Source organism: Mucilaginibacter yixingensis, from assembly GCF_041080815.1.
Taxonomy (GTDB): Bacteria; Bacteroidota; Bacteroidia; order Sphingobacteriales; family Sphingobacteriaceae; genus Mucilaginibacter; species Mucilaginibacter yixingensis.
On sequence record NZ_CP160205.1, the window covers coordinates 133,011 to 157,170 of the forward strand.

A 24,160-nucleotide genomic window follows, 5' to 3' on the forward strand; every position below is an offset into this window, starting at 1 on the left:
AAAGGTAGATTTTTAACGGCTATGGTTAAAGTAATACTTGCAATTGGTACTTTAGCTTTTTATACCTGCACATGAATAAACAGATTACCGTTACCGCCGCAATTTTGGGTATGCTGGCCGTTGTTGCCGGTGCCTTTGGCGCACACGCTTTAAAAAAAGTGTTATCGCCCGAGCACCTGGAAGCCTGGCGCACTGCCGTTCAATACCATTTTTACCATGTTTTTGCCATATTGTTTTTGGCTATATACGCACGTGATGGCAAAGAGGTAACCTGGCCGTTCATTTTCTTTTTGCTGGGTATTATCTGCTTTTCGGGCTCGTTGTATCTGTTGTCTTGTCGCGATGTGTTAAAAGCACCGGGATTGGTAAAGCTTGGTCCGGTAACCCCGCTTGGCGGTTTCTTTTTTATTGTGGGCTGGGGTTGGCTGGCGGTTGCTGTGTTGAAAGCTAAGTAAATAAAACGCTTTTGGGCGTAACTTATAAATTTTGTCATTGCGAGGAGGAACAACGAAGCAATCTCGTCTCAGAACTAATGCGTGCGACGAGGTTGCTTCGTCACCCCTTTCACAACGCTTTACCGTTCCTCGCAATGACAAGGTTTTATACTATTGTAAGATACCTTAAGATTTATATAAATTCAGATGCTTGAGTTTGCCGAGGCAAAATATACCGACCGTACCACGCTTTTTGTTGAGGTGATATTGCCGCTGGCTATTGCCATTAACTATACTTACCGTGTGCCGCTTGAGCTGAATGACCAGGTGGCCATTGGCAAGCGCGTGGTGGTGCAGTTTGGCAAAAGCAAACTCTATACGGCTATTATTGCGCGTATTACCGATCGCGCTCCCGAAAAATACGAGGCCAAATACATTATAGAATTGCTGGACGACGTGCCCGTGGTGAACCGTGAGCAATTGCAGTTCTGGACCTGGATGGCCGATTATTATCTCTGCAACATTGGCGAGGTCATGAACGCGGCCTTGCCATCGGCACTGAAACTGGCCAGCGAGACTAAGATCACCCTGAACAAAGAATTTGAGTTTGACCGCAGCGAGCTGAACGACCGTGAATACCTGATTGTAGATGCGCTTGATTTGCAGCCCGAACTTACCGTAAGCGATATAGCCAAACTGCTGGGCCAGAAAACGGTAATGCCGATACTTAAACAGCTGTTTGAGAAAAACATCATCATTATATCTGAAGAAGTGAGCGACCGCTACAAACCGCGGCGCAAAACCTATATCAGCATTAACCCGGTTTATCATAACTCTGCCCAGTTGCAGGAGCTGTTTGAGATACTGGAGCGCCGTGCCCCTAAACAAGCCGATGCCGTGCTGGCCTATATGAAACTATCGCGCCAGCAAAAAGCAGTTTTAAAATCTGAGCTGATTGAGGCCAGTGGCGCCGGTGCTGCTGCCATAAAAGGACTGATTGACAAGGAAATATTTTTTGCCGAAGAACGCACGGTGAGCCGCCTGCGCGAAGGGGACGAAGAACTGGAAGCCAACTTTGAACTGAGCCCGGCGCAGCAAGTAGCCCTGGGCGAAATAAAAACACAGTTTGAACAAAAAGATGTGGTGCTGCTGCACGGGGTTACCTCGTCGGGCAAAACGCAACTATATATCAAACAGATTGAAGAGATGGTGAACAGTGGCCGGCAGGTACTTTACCTGCTGCCGGAGATTGCCCTTACCACCCACATAGTTGAGCGCCTGCGCAAGTATTTTGGCGCGGCCATTGGCGTTTACCACTCGCGTTTTAATGATAACGAGCGTGTAGAAGTTTGGCAAAAGGTGCTGAACGGACAATACCGTGTGGTACTGGGTGCGCGTTCATCCATCTTCCTGCCGTTTGACGATCTGGGTTTGATTGTGGTAGATGAGGAACACGAAACCTCTTACAAGCAGTTTGATCCCGCCCCCCGTTACAACGCGCGCGACGCTGCTATTTACATGGGCAACATGTATAACAGCAAGGTGCTGCTGGGCTCGGCAACGCCTTCGTTTGAGTCATATTATAATGCCAAGGGCGGCAAGTACGGTTTCGTCGAACTGATGGAGCGTTACGGCGGCGTTCAACTCCCGGCTACCGATGTGGTGAGTATTACAGAAGAGACCAAGAAGAAAACCATTCAATCGCATTTTACCAGCGTGCTGATGCAGGATATTGGCAACGCACTAACGGCCAAAGAACAGGTGATCTTGTTTCAAAACCGTCGTGGTTATGCGCCGGTGATGGTCTGTCGCACTTGTGCCTATACGCCCAAGTGTGTCAACTGCGATGTGAGTTTGACTTATCATAAAAGCAGTGGCAGGTTGCATTGTCACTATTGCGGTTATCGTGAGGAATCGCCTGCGGTTTGTCCGGCCTGTGGTTCTACACAGTTAGAGTACAAAGGTTTCGGTACCGAGAAAATTGAGGATGAACTGCAACTATTGCTGCCCGACAGCAAGATTGCCCGCATGGATCTGGATACCACCCGCTCTAAAAACGCATTCCAAAACATACTGAACGAGTTAGAGGAGAAACGGATTGACGTGCTGGTAGGCACTCAAATGGTAGCCAAAGGATTGGACTTTGACGGGGTGACGGTAATCGGTATCATCAACGCCGATAGTTTATTAAAATACCCCGATTTTCGCGCCAATGAGCGCGCCTTCCAGATGCTGGCCCAGGTAAGCGGCCGGGCGGGCAGACGGGGTAAGCAGGGCAAGGTGGTGATACAAACGTATGATCCGGGCAATCGTGTACTCAAGCAGGTGATAGAGAATGACTATATCGATCTGTACAATACCGAGATGCCCGAACGGAAGAGTTACAAATACCCGCCGTTCTATCGCCTCATCAACATCAACATCAAGCATAAAGAAGCCGAGGTATTGCACAACCAGGCCGAATACCTGGCCAAAGAGTTACGCCAGCATTTTGGCGACAGGGTAATTGGTCCGGAGTATCCGATGGTGGGGCGGATCCGTAACTACTTCATCAAAAGTATCCTGTTAAAGTTTGAAAAAGACGGTGTGTCATTGCCAAAAGTGCGTGCTACCCTGCGCGAGGTGATCTTGAATTACAACACTACCAAGCTAAGCAAAGGCAGTATTGTACAGCCGGATGTGGATCCGTATTGATGGTGACTATTGAATGAAGTCTTTAAATAGGTCCATGGTGATCGTTATCGAAGGATCATCTATATAATACGCCGGAACATCGCCGACGAAAGACGCCCAACTAGAGAAGGTGCTTGGCGGGCCCATAATAAAATTACAGGCTGCCAATAGATATAGATCAACAATAGCCGGCCGTGGGGTATAAACTACATTTAATTCCTGAAAATCATTTACATCGAGTTGTTCATCACTGCATAGAATAAAAGTACAGTGGGGTAAAATCTGATTAATCTCCAGCATTTTTGACAGGTAAAGTTGATTAGGATAATACCACCTCCCATTATTAAAATCCTTATAGTCTGTGCGCCTAATGTGTATGCCTACCAAGGTGCTGCCTAATGATTTTGCTTTGTTAATGTCGGTTTGTACCTGGATTTTGAATTGAGGTTTAGGCGAAAAAAAAGCAGCCAGATCCTTTTTAAATTCCTTCAGATGTTTAAAATCGCGGTATAACCATCCTTCTGGTAATACTATTTTTGATTTGGCGAGATTTATAAATGCCTCATCATTAATGTTAAATGGATTAAGCGCGTTATCACTTTCTGGAATAGAGTGAAATACTACCCTCGGTATATCAATATGTAATTTGCACAGTATACTCTTGCTTTTATTAATTAGACGATTAATGATTTTCTGAATAATACTATTTCCCAAAATGATGGCTGGGAAAGATTGAACTTGTGGTTCAAATAATGCATGGAATTCTGGAAAGCAAGTGACTATTAGCTGATAGTTGTGGGCTTTACTGTTGGCAATAAAATAGGTGACAAAATGTAGCCGGTTTGCCAATTGACCGGATAACTTACTGATAATAACCATCTAAAACTATAGGCTCGAATATACGTATTGTAGGTAACATTATTATTGTAATTTCGAGCTAATTGCAGATTGATGCGGCTTTGCCGATTTATGATTTATATTTACACTGATAATTATAACCTTTAGATGAAAAAAATATTTCTTGCTGCTGCGATGATTGCCTTAACGGCGTTAGGTGCATCGGCCCAGCAAATGAGCAAGGCCCAAGCCGAAAAATGGTTCAAGGCTAAGGAGTACCTTAACGGTTTAAAAATTGTGCCAAGCGCAGCCGCTACCGACAAGGAAGAGTTTGCCCGCCAGTACTCACTCAATAAAGCGCAATGGGATGCCGCCTTTGCCTACATGAAAAATACCAATCTGGATACCATTGCTCCGGGGAAGTATCCTATCCCCGGTACAGACCTGGTAGCGTCTATCACCCATACGCCTACCAAAGATTTTGATAAAACGCTGTGGGAGTCTCACCGTAAGGTGATCGATTTGCAATATGTAATTCAGGGCTCAGAAAAGATCAGCACCATCAAAATAGATAAAGCCAAAAACACCGTGCCTTATGATGAGGCGAAAGACGTGGCCCGTTATGAAGCCGATGGTACTGTTTATACTGCTGTACCGGGTACGTTTTACCTGTTCTTCCCGTCAGACGCGCACCGCCCGAGCATAAAAGTTGATGGGGTAGAGAAAGACAAAAAGTTGGTGATCAAAATAAAATATATCCCATAAGGTCAACCGGTTATTGTGCTGTGTGCTGTCGCCACCCTTTGCGGGTGGTGCAGACGGCCGCTTTTTGTATAAATTTGTACTGAAATGGCGCGCAATTACATAGACAATTACCGGGAAAAAGGTGCCCGTAAAAAGCTGGTTGAAGAACTGGCAAAAAAGGGGATTGAGGACGAGCATGTACTGGCAGCTATAGGTAAAGTGCCCCGCCACTATTTTTTTGACGAAACTTTCTGGAACCAGGCTTATAAAGATATTGCCTTCCCGATAGGCGAGGGACAAACCATCTCGCAGCCTTATACTGTAGCCTACCAAACTCAACTACTGCACATCCGCAAAAACGACAAGGTGCTGGAAATTGGCACAGGTTCGGGCTACCAAACCTGTATTTTGCTGGAACTGGGCGCTAAGGTTTACACTATTGAGCGTCAGGAAAAATTATACGAGCAAACCCGCCGTGTGCTGCCGCATATTGGTTATAAAAAAGCGAACTTCTTTTTAGGTGATGGCTCGATAGGCATTGCTGTCCACGCGCCTTATGATAAAATTATCGTTACCGCAGGTGCTCCCACCGTACCCGATGTGCTGCTGCGTCAGCTGAAGATAGGCGGAATTATTGTTATCCCCGTAGGTGATGAGAAATCGCAAAAGATGATTACCGTGCTGAAGGTTGGCGAGAACGACTACGAGAAAGTAGAACTGGATACTTTCCGCTTTGTGCCTTTGGTGGGCGATAAGGCGTGGTAGTGATGCTTCGCGAAGATTAGAGATTAAAAATTAAAGATTAGATTTTATGTTGAGACGCAATACTTTGCGTCTTTTTTTGTTTTTTAAACTGATGCTTGCCCGTTGCTGCCGACACATTTTGCTAAAAGTTCCCGGGCGTTATTCCTTTTTATTGAACGGTCGATAAAAAGGGTAATCAGCATAAAACCCGCGAGGAATAAGGCGAAAATATCAACCACGATGCAATATAAAACGGAAACGGCAAGAATGAATAAAGGGTAGTTATAAGACGCAATGAAACTGAGTATTAGAACAGGTTTGTCGCCTTTTGTGCTGAATTGAAAAAAGCCTTCAGGTAATGCAGGTTCGGTTTTCCAATTGGGGTAAAAAAAAGCAGAAGGAATTTTAAATCGAATTAAATCCACCTTTTCTTCTGCTATCTCATAGCCACGCTCTTTTAATTCATATAGAATAGTTTGCCTGACATCATCAGGCGATGCGTTAAAGACTATACTGGTTTCATACCTATATTTCATCCCCGATACTGGCCAATTAATACACCTGCCAATCAATAGGCGTCTCACCTTTCTGTTCCAGGTAAGTGTTGGCTTTAGAAAACGGCTTTGAGCCCCAGAAGCCGCGCTCTACCGACAGCGGCGACGGGTGTACCGATTTGATGATATGATGCCTGCTCTGATCAATCAGCGGAATTTTTGATTGGGCGTAGTTGCCCCATAAGATGAATACCAGTCCTGTGCGTTTTTCTGAGAGGGTGCGGATCACCTCATCAGTAAACTGTTCCCAGCCTTTGCGCTGGTGAGAGGCGGCTTCACCGGCGCGCACAGTAAGCGTGGCGTTTAAAAGCAGCACGCCCTGCTGGGCCCAGCCCTCCAGGTTGCCGTGCGGCGGTTTTACAAAGCCCGGAATATCTGTAGCCAGCTCTTTATAAATATTGATGAGTGATTTGGGTATGGCAATGCCTTTCTGTACAGAGAACGACAGACCATGTGCCTGGTTGGGGCCGTGGTAAGGGTCTTGCCCCAGTATCACTACTTTTACATCATCAAACGGGGTGGTGTTAAAAGCGTTAAAAATGTCAGTATTGCGCGGGTAGATCACTGCGCCGGCCTCTTTCTCTGTTTGCAGAAATTTGCGCAGGTTAACCATATAAGGTTTTTCAAACTCATCCTTTAAAACGGCCAGCCACGAAGCTTCTAATGCGATAGACATATTTTTACCTAACTATTTGATTTAGGCGCAAATTAACGGATATTTGCAGCCTGTAAAAAAGGAATAACAAATTATGTCAAATATTATCCGGTTAATTGTTGCCTGTGTGTTTTTAGGAGCTGCTGTGGCTATGCCATTCTTTGGCATTTGGGGTTGGGCAATATTGGCCTTGTTTATAGGCGGTATTGTGCTGCTCACTTTCTTCTTTAACGAGAAAATGATTATCTCTCAGTATTATCTGCGTAAAGAGAACTCTGAGAAATCTGAAGAGTGGCTGCTCAAAATAAAAGACTACGAGAAAGAGCTGAACAAAAATCAGCATGGTTACTATAACTTGCTGATCGGTTTGATCGAATCGCGTAAGCAACCGTTAAAATCAGAAAAATATTTCAAGAAAGCACTGTCGCTGGGCATGAAAATGTCGCACAATACGGCCTTGGCCAAACTGAGTCTGGCAGGTATTGCCATGGGTAAACGCAATAAACGCGAAGCCCAGATGTACTTACAGGAAGCTGCTAAGGATGACAAGAACAAACTGTTGGCCGATCAGATCAAGATGATGAAAAATCAGATGGCCCAGATGGACAAACAACAGGTAGTGCGCGGTGGTTTTCGCCCAGGTGGGGGCGGTCGCCAATTCTAAATCAAAATCTCAGGTAGGGAAAAAATAAAAAATGGAAGAAAAAACTATTTTTCTTCCAATGAGCCAAAGTAATCAGGCTCTGCAGTGTTGCGGCTTTGGCCCTGTGCATTAGTAGCTACAGAACGCTCGGCAACTTCGTACTCATCTACATGGTTGGATACCTCCACCATTTTAAGCAGACTGCGTACAAATGATAAATTAAAACGCTTGCGGTTTAATTTGATCAGGTACTCGTTTTCGTTTATTTCTAATATTGAGCTCATTGCTTACTCTTTAATATGGTGAAACCACACAATTTTACTCAATGTGTATTAGTGATTTTTTAACCCTGTGTTAAGAAATTGTGTTTCATTGGGTTTGTGACACAAAAATGGTGTAAAGAGGGGAGCGGAGCGGTAAACACCCAACTCGTCATTGCGAGGAGTGAAGCAATCTCTGCAATTTGTCATTCTGAGCGATAGCGAAGAATCTCTGAGGACAAGCGAACAGGAATGTCCTTAGAGATGCTTCGTTCCTCAGCATGACAGGATGGTCAAAGATTGTCGATCTTTAATCTTCAACTAATCTTACACTCACGGTGTAGTCACCGCTACCGGCAATACTTTCCCGTTAAAAAACTTGTGGCCGCCAATGGCAAAATCGGCAATATACTTGCCCATTTCAAACGCCATTACCGGCGATTCATAGCCCGGAAAAGCCTGTTCCAGCATTTCTGTTTGTGCCGAGCCCAGCGCCAGGCAGTTTACTTTGATCTGTTGTGGTGCCAGTTCTTGCGCCAGGCACTCTGTAAGCGTGTGTAAGGCCGCCTTGCTGGCAGAGTAAGCTGCCAGTCCGTTAAATTTAGAACTGCCCTGAAAGCCGCCCATGCTGCCAATATTAACAATGTGACTGCCGGAAGGCATCAACGGCAGCACGGCCTGTGTCATGCGCACGTGGCCCAGGTAGTTGCTTTGCAGCATCTCTACAAAGTCCATCTCCTGCAATTCCATAAACGGTTTGTTGATGAGCGCGCCCGCGTTATTAATCAACACATCAACACGGCCGTCAAAGCGGGCAGTAATAAAATCCTGCAGGCCGGTGTAGTCGTCGTGCACAATGTCAAAAACCAGCGGGTAAACAACAGCGTCAGGATTTAAGCCGAGTACAATTTCTAACAGGCGGGTCAATTTATCCTGTGAGCGTGCCAGGGCAATGATTTTATGCTGAGATGAAGCACTCAATTCTATAACGGCTTCAAAGCCTACGCCGCTGCTGGCGCCTGTGATGATGATGTTCATGGGAAAGAAAAATTATTATACATCGTCATTGCAAGGCACGAAGCAATCTCTGCAAATGCATATCGGACTTATATGTCTAATTGTCCTGTACAGAGATTGCTTCGTGCCTCGCAATGACGTAGTGGTATTTTTTTAAGTCTTCGAAAGTAATAAACTCCCCTCACACCACCAATTTCTGCTCTACGGGATGCTTAATGAGATAAAAGCCATCCTCGATCAGTTTCTTGTATTCGGGTTCTTTCCCGGCTTTATTTTTTAGAAAGGCGGCTATCTCTGCGGCCAGTTCCGGCTCAATGTCTTCGTGGTGCAGTATCTCGAGGATCTCCATAGCGCACAGCCAATCGTCATGATGATTGCGTTGCAGTACTTCCCAAACGTTTCCTAAAAAGTAATAAGCGGTGCCATTGTGCCGGCAGTTGCGTACCTGCTGGTACAGACGATGGAGTTCTCGCGTGCGACCATCATACTCGGCATGAAAAGTAGCCGTGGTTGATCTTGGGCCGATGTCTTCAAAAGCCTCTTTGTCGGCGGCGCCACAATATACCGAGGTGATCTTTTCGCCCACGGCCATATCGTAATCGCCCCATGATGGATCGAACAACAGGTTGCCGTCCTTATCCTTCACCGTACAATCGGTAAAAGTGATCAGCTGGATCTTGCCATCATTCTTTACCAGGCTTTTAAATTTACCCTCAAGGGCAATGGCGCTCTCAAAGTTGAGGTAAGCGGTTTTGCCCGGCATCAATCCGGCGGTAATGAGTTGGCTTTCGGCAAAATCTTCCAGTGGGGTTTCGTATTCTTTCAACTTACCAATCGGCGAGCTGAATCCATCATGATGATAGTTTTTACCATGCCCCTTTAATTGTTTGTTCTGATAAGCCAGGGCCGCAGCGCCGTTTAGCTTGATAAATGTTGGTTCATTGGCTTTGTCTTGCTTAAACTCGGTAACGGTGCCACTTACCTGCAGGCCTGAACTGTAGACTATGGTGCAAGTATTCCTGCAGTCGATAGCTTTTTGTAAACCATAAGCACCAGCGCGACGGAAAGCCATGCCATTGGCAAACGTTTCCAGCACGTCTATCAGGTTTTGAAAGGTAGGGGTGACAAACAGGTGTGGCTGCGGCTTGGTGATATCATACGGGTAATTCACCGCGTCAATAGTGTAAGCAATCTTTTTTACATCTGCCTTCATGCAGCTGGAACTTTCGCCGATGGATGACAGGAGGCCAGCGCCGTAAATCTTTGCCTCGTCCAGTGTGCCAATCAAACCATACTCTACCGTCCACCAATGCAGGCGACTGAGTAGCGCCATTTCTGAGGGCTCGCCCAGGTTAGCCTGGCAATACTCAACGCGGTCTTCAGCTTTTTTAATGTCGCTTTCAGCAGCATCCGGCATTTCTTTAAGGATGGATAGCGTGCGGATGGCTTCGTACAGTTCAAAATCCTGCGCAGAGAACATGGCTTTGGCTCCTATCGAACCAAAATAGCTCAGGTACTCGTGGTAGTCTTTATCAGCAATAATAGGCGCATGCCCGGCAGATTCATGGATGATGTCTGGCGCTGGTGTGTATTCAATATGTTTTAGCTGACGGATGTCGGCAGCAATAACCAGCACCCGGTAAGCCTGATACTCCATAAAAGCCTGTGGCGGGATAAAACCATCAACCGTTACTGCGCCCCAGCCAATTTTGCCCAGGGCATCGTTCATCTCCTGCAGGCTGGGGATTTTCTCAATAGTCAAACCTGCTTTTTGTAAGCCGGGGATGTAGGGGTAATAGGCTACATCTTTGAGGTAACTGTAATTTTGACGCATTACGTAGCGCCACACGGCATGGTCTACCGGTGTGTAGTGCTCGTAGTGCTGGTCTACTATAAATTGCTTTAAATGCGCAGGCAATGCCGCCACCTGCGGGTTATTAAAATCAGTAAAAGACATCCTAAGTTCGGTTTATTGAGTAACCAAAAGTAGGGAAATTGGTTTATTAAAAGAATGATGCTGGGGTAGATGACAATGTGAACTCTGAAATTTTCATGTCATGCCGAACTTGTTTCGGCACCCCACAGGATGGTCGTAGATTGCATGATTGCCCTTGAAGATCAGTATGATGTGTAGCCTTGCTAATGGGATGCCGAAACAAGTTCGGCACGACGTACTGGGTTCGTTTGATAGAGGAGATGATTAACTACAGCATCTCCATCAAATCGCGCAGGCTGGTGATCTGTACCGGCACGTCGGCAGGCTTTTCCAATTCGGCCGGGTTAAAGTAAATGGCATCCATGCCGTAGCCCATAGCTCCGTACACATCAGCCTCCAGGCTATCGCCAATCATGATGCTCTCGCTAATGGTGGCACCGGCCAGGTTGAGCGCGTGTTCAAAAATAGCTTTATCGGGTTTGTTGATGCCTACCAGTTCTGAGATGATGATGTTTTGGAAATAAGGTGTCAAACCCGTATTGGCCACCTTTATGCCTGTGGCTTCTTTAAACCCGTTAGAGATGATGTGCAGTTGATAGCGTTTGCTCAGGTATTGCAATACCTCATGCGCGTGCGGAAACAAGTTTGTTTTAGTTGGGCAAATACGCACATATTCATCCTCAAACACCAGCGGGATCAGATCAGGTTCTACACCCAGATCCAGGAAAGTTTTACGGAAACGGGTCTCTCTCAACGCCTGCTTGGTAATGCGCCCCATATGATAATCGGCCCAAAGCTGGTGATTGTTGCGCGTATAAGTTGCGATAAACACATCGGCTGACTGTAGTCCCAGATCATCCAAATTGTGAGTGATGTAAAGCTCCTGCAAGGTTTCTTCGGCATTGCGGTCAAAATCCCAGATGGTGTGATCGAGGTCGAAGAAGATGTGTTTTTTTATTTCGAATTTGGGATGTTTTATTTCGGATGGGTTCATTTCGGGCAGATGTTTGGTTTGGCAAAGGTAAGGCAAAACCAAAGATCAAACCAAAAACCGGGTATATAACCCGGCTTTTGGTTTGATTAATAAAGATGATTTACTTCTTAGCCGGTGCTAAAACGCCCGGATATAAAACGCCATCTGTCGCCAGCTTCAGGTCCAGTAGGTAGGCAATCAACGGTGCGATATCTTCCTGCCCGATTTGCGGTAATACAACGCCTGGTTTAATGCCCCGGCCATAAGCAACAAAACCGGTTTGGATATCCTTAAAATCTGTAGGCAGATAGCCATGTGTTCCGCCTTTAGCCGCTGTTAAAAGCTCGCCGGCGGCCGTGGCACCAAAACTTACCCCGCGATAGGCGGCTAGCGCCAGAGCTGCATTCGGATCTCCCTGCGCCTCGGTCACGTGCTTTTTATCAAGCACGTGGAAAAGCTTTTTAACACCATCAGGTAAATTGGCCAGGGCCTCGTTTACTTTGGCCAGCGTGGCTTTATCTTTTGGGTCGCGCAGCTGCAAAAAGGCAGAGCCACCGCTAGCCTGAAAATAAGCTTTCCAGTTTTCTTTATGGTCATTGTCATACAAGCCTGCTTTTGCCAGCATTACGTTAGGGTTAAACTGGCTATGGATATCAACAAAGCCATGATCGCCGGTGATGATGAAGGTGGTGTTTTTTGCTAAACCCGCCATCTCGATAGCATCGGTAATGGTTTTGATGGCAGCATCTGCACCCGAAACGGCCGAGCGGACTTTGTCGCCGTCGCGACCCTGCTCGTGCTCAAAATGGTCTGTTAGCGCAATATGCACTGCCAGAAATGCAGGCTTGTATTTACGGATGATGTAGGCAGCCATGCGCGCTTTATTCTGATCGCTGTTATAAAAATCAAGAGTGGCTCCATATTCGCCAAACTTGCCTATGGCATTTTCCTGCACTTCTTCAAACAGCGATTTCGGGTTTGATTCCATGTACATGGCTTTGATCTCGTCTTTCTTTTCGCCTTTGCCTTTAGGTAGGATCACATATTCTGGTAGGTTATAATCAATGGGCGCACCAACGGTTACCGGCCAACTTACGCCCGCAGTAGTAAGGCCTGCGTCTTTAGCAGCTGTCCATAGCGTAGGTACTTTGATATCTTTATAAAACCAGAACCATTTGCCTGTAATGCCCAACGGTTCAACCGGAGTGTTGTAATAAATGCCGTGCTTGGCAGGCAGTACCCCGGTGATAATGGTAGTATGCGATGGATAGGTAACGGTAGGGAAACTGCCGCGAACGCCCTCAGCATAAGTCCCTTTTTGCATGCCCTGGCGCACGTTTACCATGCCCCAGGCTGGGTCCATATAAAATTCTGGGCGGAAACCATCTACACTAATTAGCACAACATGTTTGTCTTGCGCCATAACAGCCGGTGATAATAGCAGGCAGCAAATCACACTTCTTAAAAATCTTTTCATTTGATGAGAATGTTATTTTAATAAGAAGAGTGTTTGCGTCGGGTTTTCTACCGAAACAAAACTTTATTTTACTGTTAATTTTGTATTAACCGCTCTGTGTTGATATAGGATAAATTCGAAATCGAACGTCTAGCGTTCGAAATCCAATCAATGTAGTTTCTCTCCATAAGCCAAATCCCCGGCATCGCCCAGTCCGGGTACAATGTAGGCGCGGGTGGTCATCTCCTCATCTATAGCGCATACCCAGATGTTGGCTTTGGGTAGGTGGGCTTTTACATGCTCAATGCCCTCGGCACTGGCAATTACCGCGGCAATGTGTAGTGTTTTGATGTTGTATTGAGCAAGGAGTTCTTTACACACTTCTACTACACTTTGGCCGGTGGCCAGCATGGTATCGCAAAGGATGAGCGTACGGTCATCTAATGATGGAGTGGCGATATGATCGATCTTGATAATAAAATCGCCGCTCTTTTTTACTTTACGATAGGCCGTGATAAAGGCCGCCTGCGAGCGGTCAAAAAAGTTTAGAAAGCCTTGCTGAAAGGGGAGGCCTGCGCGCAGGATGGTGCCAATTACGGGCTCATCTGCCGGAACGTTTATAGGGGCGGTACCCAGAGGGGTTTGTACTTCTTTCTGTTCGTAGCGCAGCTTTTTGCTAATCTCGTAGGCCATAATCTCGCCCAGACGCTCCTGGTTGCGGCGGAAGCGCATGCGGTCTTGCTGGATGCTGACATCGCGCAATTCAGCCAGGAAACGGTTGGCAACAGAGTCGGTTTTGTTGAGGGTGAAAAGCATAGTTTAAATTTAATCAATCAGTTTAATAACTGAAAATAGGGATGGATGTTTTTAAGAATCCGTAGAGCCACATATTTGTGGCTCTTTATGTGTATCCGTTGGCATGTGGGAGCCACAAATATGTGGCTCTACGGAATGGCCTTCAGCCACCAACTTGTCACAATCGCCCCCTTGGGTTTTCGCTTTAGGGTATCACTGGCTTAACATGGCAGCTATACCTTTGTGCCATTACATCACTTAAAAAACTAAGACAATGGCAACAATGATTTTTATGAACATCCCGGTTAAGGATCTGGATAGATCAAAAGCGTTCTTCGCATCGCTGGGTTATACGTTCAATCCACAGTTTTCTAATGAGCAGGGCGCTTGCATGGTGGTTAGCGATACAATTTTCTACATGCTGCTTACCGAGCCTTTCTTTAAATCATTTATTGATAAAGAAGTTGCCGACGCCACCAAAGCAAACGAGTGCATCAACTGCCTTTCTGTAGAAAGCCGTGAAGGTGTTGATGAAATTATAGCCAAAGCCAAAGCTGCCGGGGCCCGCATCCCGGAAGAGCCTACAGACTATGGTTTTATGTACAGCCAGGGTTTTGAAGATCTGGACGGCCACCTGTGGAATTATGTGTGGATGGATCCGAATGGCAAGCCTGAGCATCAGTAAGGAAATATACCTCACCCCAACCCCTCTCCGAAGGAGAGGGGCTTTTTTGTTTTAGGACAGATAACTCCCTCTCCTTTGTCCGAAGGGCTTCTTAGGAGGAGAGGACCGGGGAAAGATAATTTAAAATATCTTTTCCCCTCAATCGTCTAAAACATTAACGCGTTAGGGTTAATTAATCAATAAACAGCTTAGCTGCTTATTGTTACCTTTGCGCCCGAGACATCAATACCCGCTATGGAAAAGAAACCCGGTATTTTATCATTACTTAAACCTTATAGAGGACTAGTGCTGCTGTTGCTGCTTTTTACGCTGCTGGGCAACGGCATTAACCTGTTGCTGCCCAAAATTATTGCCAAAAGCATCGATGCCTTCGGTGCCGGCCATTATGATATGAAGCCCGTAGCGGTGGAGTTTTGCGTGGCCGTGGTAGCCATCTTTTTGTTTACCTATCTGCAAAGCATCATCCAAACTTATGCCTCAGAGAAGGTAGCGCGCGATTTGCGTACCCGGCTGGCCGGCAAGATATCGCAGCAAAGCCATGCTTTTATTGAGAAGGCTAATCCGGCAAAGTTGCTCACTAATCTCACTGCCGATGTTGATTCGATCAAGATGTTTGTTTCGCAGGCCATCGTATCAATCGTGTCGTCTATTTTTATTATTGTGGGGGTAAGCGTTTTGCTGCTCACCATTAATTGGGCGCTGGCGCTGTGCGTTATTGCCATTATCCCTATCATCGGTATTACTTTCTTTTTGGTGCTGCGCAAGGTACGTGCCCTGTTTGTGGAAAGCCGTGCCGTGATTGACTGGCTGAACCGCGTGATTAACGAGAGCATTATGGGTGCCGCGCTCATCCGCGTGGTCAACTCACAAACTTTAGAGTATAACAAATTTTTAGATGCCAACACCAAAGCCAAAGGATTCGGTCTGCAAATCTTAAAGTTGTTTGCGGGATTGATCCCGGTCATCTCGTTTTCGGCCAATCTGGCCACGCTGACCATTTTAGTATTGGGCGGCCATTTTGTAATTACCGGCAGCATGACCATGGGTAACTTTGCGGCTTTTACCAGTTACCTGACCATGCTCATCTTCCCGATCCTCATTATAGGGTTTATGAGCAACGTGATTGCGCAGGCTTCGGCATCATTCGGGCGTATTACGGCTATTTTGGAAACGCCGGAGCTGACCGACCCGGGCACCATTACGGCGGAGTTGCAAGGGAAGATCGACCTGAAAAACATCACCATTAAATACGGACAAAAACCTGTTCTGAAAGACGTATCCATCAGCATAAAACCCGGCGAACGCACGGCCATAATTGGACCGACGGCGGCGGGTAAAACACAATTGCTATACCTGCTTACAGGATTGGTTAAGCAGAATGAGGGCGAACTGTGTTACGACGATCATCACATTGACGAGTACCACCGCGAGAGTTTTTATAATCAGGTTGGTTTTGTTTTTCAGGACAGCATCATCTTTAACATGAGCATTCGCGAGAATATTGCCTTTAGCGATACCGTGACCGATGATTCATTATCAAAAGCCATCCACACGGCAGAGCTGCATGACTTTGTTGAGAACCTGCCTGATAAACTGAATACCATTGTTTCAGAAAGGGGATCGAGCCTTTCGGGCGGACAAAAACAGCGTATTATGCTGGCCCGGGCGCTGGCCGTTAATCCGCGCATTTTGCTGCTGGATGATTTTACCGCCCGTGTTGACGCCGGTACCGAGAAGAAGATTCTGCAGAACATCCGTCAGAATTATCCGGGCATTACGCTCATCTCTATCACCCAGAAAATTGCAGCGGTGGAAGATTATGACCAGATCATCCTGTTGATGGAAGGCGAAGTAATAGGCCATGGCAAGCATCCGGAACTGATGAGTACCAGTCCGGAGTATGTTCAATTGTATAACTCACAGCAAAGCACCAGTAACTATGAATTACAATCTTAATCAACAGTCGCAGCAGGCACAAAAAAACAACACCTTTGCCGCACTGCGCAGTCTGCTGAAGCTGATTGAGCATGAGCGCGGTAATTTGCTGGTAGCGTCGGGCACCGTGTTGCTCAACGCCAGCATTAACTTGTTGGGGCCATATTTAATTGGCTATGCCATTAACCATTATGTGGAGCATAAACAGTTCCATCAGTTGCTGCTGTTTTCATCTATTTTGCTGGGCATGTTTATGCTGGGTTTGTTTACCAGCTATTTCCAAACCAAGCTGATGGGCAGCGTAAGCCAGCGCATGTTGTTTACGCTGCGCAATACCATATTTAACAAGCTGCAATTGCTGCCGGTAGCTTTTTTTAATGCTAACAAGGCCGGCGATCTGATCTCGCGCGTTAATAACGATACCGATAAGATCAACAGTTTCTTCTCGCAATCGCTCATGCAGTTTATCAGCAATATTGCCATGATGATTGGGGCGGGCATTGCCCTGCTGGTCATCAATATAAAGTTGGGATTGGCAGCATTGGTACCAGGCTTGGTGATCTTTATTTTTACCAAGCTGATATCGCCCTGGGTGAAGCGAAAAAATGCCACCAACCTGAAAAGCACGGGTGGCATGAGCGCCGAGATCCAGGAGAGCCTCAATAATTTCAGGGTGATCATCGCTTTTAACCGTCGCGATTATTTCCGCCAGCGGTTTGATGAAGCTAATCAGCAGAACTACCGTACTGCTATTGGCGCAGGTTTAGCCAATAACTTTTTAATGCCGGTGTATACCCTGCTGGCCAGCTTGGCGCAGTTGATTGTACTGACCTATGGTATTTACCTGATGTCGCAAGGGACGTTCACTATTGGCTTTTTGGTGACTTACCTGACCTACTGCGTCAGCTTTTATAACCCGCTGCGTCAGCTGGCGGCACTTTGGGCCAACTTCCAGCTGGCTATGGCTGGCTGGGACAGGATTGCCCAGATTTTGGGTATGGAAAGTAATCTGCTATCGGTAGATCAATCCGCAGAAAATTCTGACGCATTAGTCGAATTTAAAAACGTTCACTTTGGCTACGTGCCTGAGAAAGAGATTTTGCACAATGTATCCTTCGCACTGCAACGCGGCAAAACCTATGCTTTTGTTGGGCCGACAGGTGGTGGTAAAAGCACCACGGCGTCGCTCATCTCGCGTCTGTATGACCCGACCCAGGGGACGGTGCTGCTGGGTGGCAAAGACATTCGTACGTATGATGCACAAGAGCGCAGTAAAAAGATTGGTTTTATTTTGCAGGAGCCATTCCTGTTTACCGGCACAGTGAGGGAGAACATTCTATACGGTAACGAACAGTACCACAACTACAGCAATGAGCAACTGGAAGCTGCCATTAAGCAAGCCGGCTTACAAAAACTGCTCAATGTTTTTGAGGAAGGATTGGAAACCAAAGTGTCTTCAGGCGGCGATGGCATCAGCTTAGGGCAAAAGCAGCTGATTGCCTTTATGCGGGCCGTATTGCGTAACCCCGAAGTGTTGATACTGGACGAAGCCACCGCCAATATTGACACGGTTACCGAGCAACTGTTGGAAGATATCCTGAATAATCTGCCCGAAACTACCACCCGCATCATCATAGCCCACCGCTTAAATACCATTGAAAATGCCGATGAGATTTTCTTTGTAAACGCTGGTGAAGTGATCAAAGCAGGATCATTCCAGGATGCGCTGGATAAGCTGATGGTGGGTAAACGGGCAAGTTGATCTTATTCATACGAATTAAAGACCCTGTCATTTCGACCAACGGGAGAAATCTTAGACGAATGCCAAGTAAGTTGCAAAGCATGGGGGCTAAGATTTCTCCTCACGCTACCACACTTTCCCCGCTCCGTTTCGTCGAAATGACATGTTTGTTTAATGCAAAAAAAGGGCCGACATCACTGCCGGCCCTCCCATTATAACAGGTTTAAGGTTCAAAGTATCTTTAAGAGCAATTTACAATCCTGTAAATCCCAAAAATTCGTTTCATCCTGGTTCAATAATCCAGTTTTAACAATGATACGCCTTGTCGAGGCAAATCAATATGCAGCGCCAGCGTATTATTCTTTACCATTAGCTTTTGCGGCGCACCCATGGTTTGCAGTTGTCCGGCTTTTTCAAGCTCAGCTATCTGTGCTGCCGTAGGGTTTTGCGGCGATCCCATCTTTTTCCAGATCTCGTATGAGTTGCTGTGCGTGTTATCTATGCGGTATTGGGTTAACGTAACGCTGGCAGCAGGCAGGTGATCAATGGTGATGGCTATCGGTTCGGCAGCGCCTTGCTGGTCGTTGTCGTGGTAGTTCCATACCATTACGGCGGCGGTGTTTTTGCCTTTGGAGGCCAGTACGCCAATATCGGTTAATGGTCCGCGTACGCTGGAATCCATCATGGCTTTGAGCGTGTACATGCGGGTGCTGGTAGCCTCCACGCGGTTGCCGCTCATCTTACCAAACATGCGGAACACGTTGAGCACGGGCTTATCTACCCCATTAGTAGCCAGATCGCGGAAGCCGTAGAACCAGGGCTGATTTTCAAACTCAAACGACCATGATACCGCACCTTTGAAATTGATGCCATATTCATCTGCCAATTCATACTTGCGGGCAAACGTAGCTGCAGTATAACTGGAATACATGGTGCCATTACGATAGGCGTTTGACGGATTAGTAGCCATGCCACAAGCCGCACACCCCTCCGGGTCAGATTCGCCGATGATGAGCGGAATATTTTTTGTTTGCGGATATGACGATGCAATGCGGAAGCCCGTAGCAATATCACGCAGCTGTGGCGCGGCATTCATCTGTACCATCTGACCCACCAGTTTAGGCGAACCTTTGGCGTGGAAACTCAGCAGATCAAGCGGTGAACCGATTTTACCCGTGGCGTAGTTGGTATCCTGAGTGCAGTGTTTGATGAAATTATTGGTCCAATCCTGTGCGCTTTTGCCTGCGGTGCCGGCAATATCCAGTCCGCCTACTTTAGCGGTCGGCAGAGCGCGTTTCAGGCCGTCGGTAGCGTAGTCATAGATCTTAAAGTAGTCTTGCTGAGTGCCGTGCAGGTAGCCGTTGGGCTCGTTCCATACCTCCCAATACCAGCTTTCTACTTCTTTTTTACCATAGCGCTCCACGCAGTGTTTTACCCAGTTGTAGATCAGGTCATCCCACTTTTTATAGTTGTTTGGCGGATATGACCAACCGGTGAGGATATCTTTATACGGGTCGCCCGGCTTCCAGTGATGGCGGTAAGGCTCGGGATGGGTAGAGAGGGCCTCTGGCATAAAACCAATTTGCGCAAAAGGCTTCATGCCGCGTTTTACGTAGGTGTCAAAAATGCTGTCAACAATGGCCCAGTTATAAACCGGTTTGCCGTTGGCATCTTCGGTATAGGCATTGGTTGATCCCCATTTCAGCGCCGCTTTGCCATCGCCTGTTACCAGCAGGCTGTGCGTGCGCACATAAACAGGCACCGGACTCAGTGCCGAAATTTCTGAAAGCAGTTTTTTGCCGTCTTTCATATAGGTGTAGTTTGGTTCGTCATAGCCAAACCAAGCCCACACGGGTTTCATGGGGGCTTTCTCTTTGGCAAGATCTACATTGATAACAGCAGGCCTTGCGGGCTGTTGTGCCACCGCTATCCCGACCGAAAATAAAGACACGCCGAGTGCTGCTTTTATGGTCTTCAGCATAAAAAAATAGAGGATTACAGATTTTATAATTTGGTTCATACCAAGGTATTTAAAAACTGTCGGTCTAACAAATAAAAGAAGAGAGGATAGGAGGCGTAAGAGTTTTGTAGCGAAGAAAATACAATGACCCTGGGAGGGAAGTTGCCGTAAATAAAGGAGCCGCAAACAGAAAGAGCCACAAATATGTGGCTCTACGTTATTTTAATCTTTAATCTCCAACCATTAGTACTCCATTGGTACAATCGGTTCTTTTTTGCTGGTAGACATAATCATCATGGTTTGGAAAGTTTTTACCACCGGGATGCGGCTGATTTTTTCCATAATCAGTTGTTCGTATGATTTAATGTCGCGTACGTAAACTTTCAGCAGAAAATCGCACTGACCGGTTACGTGGTGGCATTCGGTTACTTCCTTAATGCTCTTGATCTCGTCTAGAAACACCTGGATGGTGTTCTTTTGATGAAAATCCAGCGAAATCTGGATAAATGTTTTGATGCCCAGGCCCAGTTTTTCTTCGTCAACCAGTGCATGGTAGCTCTTAATATATTCGGCATTTTCCAGTTTGCGTACACGTTCCAGGGTGGGGGCAGGCGAGAGGCCTATCTCATTAGAGAGTTGCAGGTTGGTAATGCGTCCGTTCTCCTGTAATATTTTCAGAATCTGTAAATCAATCTTGTCAAGTTCAGCAGCCATCGTTCAGGTTATATGTATTCCAGTAAAACAAAATTAAATTTTTTATATCATACCAAAGACAAAAAATAATTTTTTACCCATTTTGTTTTTAGGCAAGTCTAAATTTATTATTAGATTTGCTTAAATGAATACGTTTACTGAGGAGAATTATCTTAAAACCATATATCACTGTTCGCTCAATAATGAGAGCGTGAGCACTAATCAGCTGGCGGCTGCTATTAACACCAAAGCGGCGTCTGTAACCGATATGCTGAAAAAGCTGGCTGAGAAACAACTCATCAACTATACCAAGTACCAGGGCGTTACGCTGACCGAGACCGGCGAGAAGATTGCCCTCGGCATCATTCGCAAACACCGCCTTTGGGAATATTTCCTGGTAGAAAAACTGCATTTTAAATGGGACGAGGTGCATGAGATGGCCGAAGAGCTGGAACATATCTCGTCTATAGAACTCATTAATCGCCTGGATCAGTTTATGGACTACCCCAAATATGATCCGCATGGCGACCCTATCCCTGATGCCAGCGGGCAGTTTAAACGCCAGGAGTTAAAACCGGTTTCGGCATTAGTTATCGGGCAGGCAGGTATCATCTCCGGCGTGGGCGATCACTCCCCCGCTTTTCTGCAATATCTGGAGAAAACATCGCTGGTGCTGGGCGCCCGTATTGAGGTGAAAGATATTGTGGCTTATGATCATTCTGTAGTACTACTAATTGGTAACCAAACCACCGGCATCAGCAGAGAGGTGGCAAAAAATCTGCTTGTAACCTTATGAACAACTCTATAAATCGCGAATCATTAGGCAGCGTACATGGCTCTGTCGATACCAATAAAACCGGCTGGCGCAAAGTTTTTGCGTTTATTGGTCCGGCGTACCTGGTAAGCGTGGGCTATATGGACCCGGGCAACTGGGCTACTGATCTGGCTGCCGGTAGTCAGTTTGGTTACCGGCTCATCTGGGTGCTGCTGCTCTCTAACCTGATTGCGTTGTTGTTGCAATCGCTCAGCGTGCGCCTGGGCATAGTGCGCGGACTGGATATTGCGCAGGCTTCAAAAAACAGCTATCCGCCGTTTGTAAATATTTGTCTGTACGTACTGGCGCAGATCTCCATCATTGCGTGCGATCTGGCCGAGGTAATTGGTATGGCCATCGGTCTGCAATTGCTGTTTAACCTGCCGCTCATTTGGGGCGTATCCATCACCATGCTGGATACTTTGTTGCTGCTCTTTTTGCTCAACAAGGGCATGCGCAAGCTGGAAAGCTTTATTGTGTCGCTGATATTTATTGTGGGTCTGTCGTTCCTTATTGAGCTGTTTATTGTGCAGCCGCAGCCAATGGAGATTGCCAAAGGCTTTATTCCGCATGGTTTGAGCCACCCGGAACTGTATATCGCTATCGGTATTATTGGTGCTACGGTGATGCCGCATAATTTGTATCTGCACTCATCGCTGGTGCAAACCCGTAAAATTGAGCGGACAGACACAGGGATACGCAGCGCTATTAAGTTTAACCTGTGGGATACCACTATTGCCCTCAACCTGGCGTTTTTTGTTAATGCCGCGATATTGATATTGGCGGCAAGTGCCTTCTTCCGCAATGGATACCACGAAGTAGCCGAAATACAGGATGCACACAAGCTACTGCGCAGTCTTTTTGGCGACGTTGCACCCAAACTGTTCGCGCTGGCTCTTATTGCTTCCGGGCAAAGTTCTACCATTACAGGTACGCTGGCCGGGCAGATCATCATGGAAGGTCACCTTAACCTGCGTATTGCCCCATGGCTGCGTAGATTGATTACCCGTTTGTTGGCTATCGTCCCTGCGTTCTTCACCATTTTGCATGCGGGTGAAGATGGCTTGGGCAAACTACTCATCCTGAGTCAGGTGGTGCTGAGTTTGCAGCTGGGTTTTGCGGTAATTCCGCTGATCCACTTTACGTCAGACAAAAAGCGGATGGGCGCTTTCGCTATTCGCAGGTGGACTGCAGTGCTGGCCTGGCTCTTTGCTATCCTCATTATCGGTCTCAATGGTCGGTTGGTGGTAGAGCAGTTGAGCGATTGGGCAGCCTCAAGTCCACAATCACAGCAACTGGTGCATTATGTGTTTACACCGCTCGCCATAGCCATCGGGGTGTTGCTGATTTATGTTTTTGTGCGACCGCTCATCTTTAAATACAACGATAGGCCAGCCTGGGTGCCACACGGACTGGCAACTTCGCTCAGTAAGATGGATGCCATTAACTATAACCACATCGGCGTTACCATTGATTTTTCTAAGAACGATCATGAGTCTATCCGCCATGCGGTAATGCAGGGAGGCAAAAAGGCCCGCTATACCCTTATCCATGTGGTAGAGACTGCCGGCGCACAATATCATGGCATTGAAACGATGGACCACGAAACGCAGAGCGACGTAGATAACCTGGAAAAATATGCAGAGGAGATTCGTACGCTGGGCTATAAAGCCGACCCGCAGATAGGTTTCGGTTTCCCGGCTGATGCTATTACCCAGATTGTGCAGGAAGAACAGATTGATTTTCTGGTGATGGGCTCGCACGGGCACAAGGTGCTCAAGGATATTATTTATGGATCGACAGTAGATAAGGTACGCCACAATGTGCACATCCCGGTGCTGATTGTGACGCCGAAGAAATAATATTTAAGGATCATGTCATGCTGAGGAACGAAGCATCTCTGACGCAAATCCACATGGACTGTCCTTAGAGATGCTTCGTTCCTCAGCATGACATGGAGCTTTTGGGTTAAACAGCCTGGCTGAGATCCCATCCCATTAACTGATTTATTTGCATATTTGCAAAATGGCAAACGCTAGCAAAGACATCTACATCAAGAACAAGAAAGCCTACTTTGAGTATTTTATATCAGATAAGTACACCGCAGGCGTAAAGCTGCTGGGTACCGAGATAAAATCCATCCGCGAGGGTAAGGCTAACCTGAACGATGCCTTCTGCACGTTTATCAACGAGGAGCTGTATGTGCGTAACCTGCATATTTCAGAATACTCGTACGGCTCGTTCTACAACCACGAGGCCAAGCGCGATCGTGTGCTGCTGCTCCACAAAAAAGAGTTGAAAAAATTGCAGAACCGCACCGAAGAAAAAGGTTTTACTATTGTACCTCTTGCCCTCTTCATCAGCGACCGTGGCTTTGCCAAGCTGGAAATTGGCCTGGCCCAGGGTAAAAAACTGCATGACAAACGCGAAACCATGAAAGATCGTGAAAGCAAAATTGAGATGGACCGCGTAATGAAGCGGTAATAAAGATGAAAGCTTAGAGATTAAAAGAAAACATACCGTACAGCCACATATTTGTGGCTTTTTTTGTTTAGATGAAGTAAGTAAAACGGGTGTCATCCTGAGCTCTGTCGAAGGGCGCGGGAGGATA

General features: G+C 46.6%; 22 protein-coding genes. 11 read left to right on the plus strand and 11 right to left on the minus strand.

The features are described 5' to 3' along the window. Positions 1–71: 71 nt before the first annotated feature. Both ABZR88_RS00705 and priA read left to right on the plus strand, forming a co-directional pair. Entirely contained in the window at positions 72–455 is a 384-nt protein-coding gene (locus tag ABZR88_RS00705; RefSeq protein ID WP_107829306.1) for a DUF423 domain-containing protein, read from the plus strand. Between the two features lie 186 nt (positions 456–641). Beyond that, entirely contained in the window at positions 642–3,128 is a 2,487-nt protein-coding gene (gene priA, locus ABZR88_RS00710) for a primosomal protein N' (RefSeq protein WP_107829305.1), read from the plus strand. Between the two features lie 6 nt (positions 3,129–3,134). Here the strand turns inward: priA and ABZR88_RS00715 are convergent, their stop codons facing one another. Then, positions 3,135–3,986 (minus strand): alpha-1,2-fucosyltransferase, encoded by an 852-nt coding sequence (locus ABZR88_RS00715; protein ID WP_107829304.1) that lies wholly within the window; start codon positions 3,984–3,986, stop codon positions 3,135–3,137. Between the two features lie 126 nt (positions 3,987–4,112). On the opposite strand from ABZR88_RS00715, the gene ABZR88_RS00720 reads away from it, so the two are divergent. Together ABZR88_RS00720 and ABZR88_RS00725 are read left to right on the plus strand one after the other, a co-directional pair. Beyond that, on the plus strand, positions 4,113–4,709 hold the full coding sequence (locus ABZR88_RS00720) for a YhcH/YjgK/YiaL family protein (RefSeq protein WP_107829303.1): 597 nt from the start codon (positions 4,113–4,115) through the stop codon (positions 4,707–4,709). 84 nt (positions 4,710–4,793) lie between these two features. Beyond that, on the plus strand, positions 4,794–5,453 hold the full coding sequence (locus tag ABZR88_RS00725; RefSeq protein WP_107829302.1) for a protein-L-isoaspartate(D-aspartate) O-methyltransferase: 660 nt from the start codon (positions 4,794–4,796) through the stop codon (positions 5,451–5,453). A gap of 83 nt (positions 5,454–5,536) precedes the next feature. Here the strand turns inward: ABZR88_RS00725 and ABZR88_RS00730 are convergent, their stop codons facing one another. Together ABZR88_RS00730 and ung are read right to left on the minus strand one after the other, a co-directional pair. Further along, positions 5,537–5,968: a hypothetical protein gene (locus ABZR88_RS00730; protein WP_107829301.1), complete on the minus strand. Its 432-nt coding sequence runs from the start codon at positions 5,966–5,968 to the stop codon at positions 5,537–5,539. Between the two features lie 16 nt (positions 5,969–5,984). Further along, a complete protein-coding gene (gene ung / locus ABZR88_RS00735; protein ID WP_107829300.1) occupies positions 5,985–6,662 on the minus strand; it encodes a uracil-DNA glycosylase in 678 nt (225 codons plus the stop codon). 73 nt (positions 6,663–6,735) lie between these two features. Between ung and ABZR88_RS00740 the strand changes: the two genes are divergently transcribed. After that, entirely contained in the window at positions 6,736–7,305 is a 570-nt protein-coding gene (locus ABZR88_RS00740) for a DUF2892 domain-containing protein (protein WP_107829299.1), read from the plus strand. Between the two features lie 44 nt (positions 7,306–7,349). Here ABZR88_RS00740 and ABZR88_RS00745 read toward each other — a convergent pair whose 3' ends face one another. From ABZR88_RS00745 to upp, 6 genes are all read right to left on the minus strand, one after another. Continuing rightward, positions 7,350–7,568 carry a hypothetical protein gene (locus ABZR88_RS00745; protein WP_107829298.1) on the minus strand — a complete coding sequence of 73 codons (219 nt, stop codon included), beginning with the start codon at positions 7,566–7,568 and terminating at the stop codon, positions 7,350–7,352. Between the two features lie 309 nt (positions 7,569–7,877). Further along, positions 7,878–8,582 carry an SDR family oxidoreductase gene (locus ABZR88_RS00750; RefSeq protein WP_107829297.1) on the minus strand — a complete coding sequence of 235 codons (705 nt, stop codon included), beginning with the start codon at positions 8,580–8,582 and terminating at the stop codon, positions 7,878–7,880. A 160-nt stretch (positions 8,583–8,742) separates the two neighbouring features. Then, complete coding sequence (locus ABZR88_RS00755) at positions 8,743–10,518, minus strand: aromatic amino acid hydroxylase (protein ID WP_107829296.1); 1,776 nt, start codon at positions 10,516–10,518, stop codon at positions 8,743–8,745. A 247-nt stretch (positions 10,519–10,765) separates the two neighbouring features. Next, positions 10,766–11,491: a YjjG family noncanonical pyrimidine nucleotidase gene (locus ABZR88_RS00760; protein WP_107829295.1), complete on the minus strand. Its 726-nt coding sequence runs from the start codon at positions 11,489–11,491 to the stop codon at positions 10,766–10,768. A gap of 100 nt (positions 11,492–11,591) precedes the next feature. Further along, entirely contained in the window at positions 11,592–12,947 is a 1,356-nt protein-coding gene (locus ABZR88_RS00765; protein ID WP_107829294.1) for an alkaline phosphatase family protein, read from the minus strand. 147 nt (positions 12,948–13,094) lie between these two features. Continuing rightward, entirely contained in the window at positions 13,095–13,742 is a 648-nt protein-coding gene (gene upp, locus ABZR88_RS00770; RefSeq protein WP_107829293.1) for a uracil phosphoribosyltransferase, read from the minus strand. A gap of 253 nt (positions 13,743–13,995) precedes the next feature. On the opposite strand from upp, the gene ABZR88_RS00775 reads away from it, so the two are divergent. From ABZR88_RS00775 to ABZR88_RS00785, 3 genes are all read left to right on the plus strand, one after another. Next, a complete protein-coding gene (locus ABZR88_RS00775) occupies positions 13,996–14,406 on the plus strand; it encodes a VOC family protein (protein WP_107829292.1) in 411 nt (136 codons plus the stop codon). Positions 14,407–14,640: 234 nt separating this feature from the next. Further along, positions 14,641–16,362 carry an ABC transporter ATP-binding protein gene (locus ABZR88_RS00780; RefSeq protein ID WP_107829291.1) on the plus strand — a complete coding sequence of 574 codons (1,722 nt, stop codon included), beginning with the start codon at positions 14,641–14,643 and terminating at the stop codon, positions 16,360–16,362. Further along, entirely contained in the window at positions 16,346–18,103 is a 1,758-nt protein-coding gene (locus tag ABZR88_RS00785) for an ABC transporter ATP-binding protein (protein WP_107829290.1), read from the plus strand. Before ABZR88_RS00780 ends, ABZR88_RS00785 begins: the two co-directional genes overlap by 17 nt. Before the next feature lie 271 nt (positions 18,104–18,374). Here the strand turns inward: ABZR88_RS00785 and ABZR88_RS00790 are convergent, their stop codons facing one another. After that, the gene (locus ABZR88_RS00790; protein WP_245917070.1) at positions 18,375–20,102 is read right to left on the minus strand and encodes a beta-xylosidase; all 1,728 of its coding nucleotides are present in this window, start codon (positions 20,100–20,102) and stop codon (positions 18,375–18,377) included. A 183-nt stretch (positions 20,103–20,285) separates the two neighbouring features. Continuing rightward, positions 20,286–20,756: an Lrp/AsnC family transcriptional regulator gene (locus tag ABZR88_RS00795; RefSeq protein ID WP_107829289.1), complete on the minus strand. Its 471-nt coding sequence runs from the start codon at positions 20,754–20,756 to the stop codon at positions 20,286–20,288. Between the two features lie 124 nt (positions 20,757–20,880). Between ABZR88_RS00795 and ABZR88_RS00800 the strand changes: the two genes are divergently transcribed. The 3 genes from ABZR88_RS00800 to smpB all read left to right on the plus strand — a co-directional run bounded on the left by ABZR88_RS00800 (position 20,881) and on the right by smpB (position 24,033). After that, positions 20,881–21,531: a metal-dependent transcriptional regulator gene (locus ABZR88_RS00800; RefSeq protein ID WP_107829288.1), complete on the plus strand. Its 651-nt coding sequence runs from the start codon at positions 20,881–20,883 to the stop codon at positions 21,529–21,531. Then, the gene (locus ABZR88_RS00805) at positions 21,528–23,411 is read left to right on the plus strand and encodes an Nramp family divalent metal transporter (RefSeq protein ID WP_107829287.1); all 1,884 of its coding nucleotides are present in this window, start codon (positions 21,528–21,530) and stop codon (positions 23,409–23,411) included. Before ABZR88_RS00800 ends, ABZR88_RS00805 begins: the two co-directional genes overlap by 4 nt. Positions 23,412–23,574: 163 nt before the next feature. Further along, positions 23,575–24,033 (plus strand): SsrA-binding protein SmpB, encoded by a 459-nt coding sequence (smpB, locus tag ABZR88_RS00810; protein WP_107829286.1) that lies wholly within the window; start codon positions 23,575–23,577, stop codon positions 24,031–24,033. Positions 24,034–24,160 lie beyond the last annotated feature (127 nt).

Bases quoted from the DNA above. Each gene is read 5' to 3' on its own strand.
- ABZR88_RS00805 (WP_107829287.1), top strand. From the start codon at position 21,528: ATGAACAACTCTATAAATCGCGAATCATTAGGCAGCGTACATGGCTCT.
- ABZR88_RS00755 (WP_107829296.1), bottom strand. From the start codon at position 10,518: ATGTCTTTTACTGATTTTAATAACCCGCAGGTGGCGGCATTGCCTGCG.
- ABZR88_RS00800 (WP_107829288.1), top strand. From the start codon at position 20,881: ATGAATACGTTTACTGAGGAGAATTATCTTAAAACCATATATCACTGT.
- ABZR88_RS00745 (WP_107829298.1), bottom strand. From the start codon at position 7,568: ATGAGCTCAATATTAGAAATAAACGAAAACGAGTACCTGATCAAATTA.
- ABZR88_RS00760 (WP_107829295.1), bottom strand. From the start codon at position 11,491: ATGAACCCATCCGAAATAAAACATCCCAAATTCGAAATAAAAAAACAC.
- ABZR88_RS00725 (WP_107829302.1), top strand. From the start codon at position 4,794: ATGGCGCGCAATTACATAGACAATTACCGGGAAAAAGGTGCCCGTAAA.
- ABZR88_RS00790 (WP_245917070.1), bottom strand. From the start codon at position 20,102: ATGAACCAAATTATAAAATCTGTAATCCTCTATTTTTTTATGCTGAAG.
- ABZR88_RS00740 (WP_107829299.1), top strand. From the start codon at position 6,736: ATGTCAAATATTATCCGGTTAATTGTTGCCTGTGTGTTTTTAGGAGCT.
- ABZR88_RS00715 (WP_107829304.1), bottom strand. From the start codon at position 3,986: ATGGTTATTATCAGTAAGTTATCCGGTCAATTGGCAAACCGGCTACAT.
- priA (WP_107829305.1), top strand. From the start codon at position 642: ATGCTTGAGTTTGCCGAGGCAAAATATACCGACCGTACCACGCTTTTT.
- ABZR88_RS00785 (WP_107829290.1), top strand. From the start codon at position 16,346: ATGAATTACAATCTTAATCAACAGTCGCAGCAGGCACAAAAAAACAAC.
- ABZR88_RS00795 (WP_107829289.1), bottom strand. From the start codon at position 20,756: ATGGCTGCTGAACTTGACAAGATTGATTTACAGATTCTGAAAATATTA.
- ABZR88_RS00765 (WP_107829294.1), bottom strand. From the start codon at position 12,947: ATGAAAAGATTTTTAAGAAGTGTGATTTGCTGCCTGCTATTATCACCG.
- ABZR88_RS00775 (WP_107829292.1), top strand. From the start codon at position 13,996: ATGGCAACAATGATTTTTATGAACATCCCGGTTAAGGATCTGGATAGA.
- ABZR88_RS00730 (WP_107829301.1), bottom strand. From the start codon at position 5,968: ATGAAATATAGGTATGAAACCAGTATAGTCTTTAACGCATCGCCTGAT.
- ABZR88_RS00750 (WP_107829297.1), bottom strand. From the start codon at position 8,582: ATGAACATCATCATCACAGGCGCCAGCAGCGGCGTAGGCTTTGAAGCC.
- ABZR88_RS00705 (WP_107829306.1), top strand. From the start codon at position 72: ATGAATAAACAGATTACCGTTACCGCCGCAATTTTGGGTATGCTGGCC.
- ung (WP_107829300.1), bottom strand. From the start codon at position 6,662: ATGTCTATCGCATTAGAAGCTTCGTGGCTGGCCGTTTTAAAGGATGAG.
- ABZR88_RS00780 (WP_107829291.1), top strand. From the start codon at position 14,641: ATGGAAAAGAAACCCGGTATTTTATCATTACTTAAACCTTATAGAGGA.
- ABZR88_RS00720 (WP_107829303.1), top strand. From the start codon at position 4,113: ATGAAAAAAATATTTCTTGCTGCTGCGATGATTGCCTTAACGGCGTTA.
- smpB (WP_107829286.1), top strand. From the start codon at position 23,575: ATGGCAAACGCTAGCAAAGACATCTACATCAAGAACAAGAAAGCCTAC.
- upp (WP_107829293.1), bottom strand. From the start codon at position 13,742: ATGCTTTTCACCCTCAACAAAACCGACTCTGTTGCCAACCGTTTCCTG.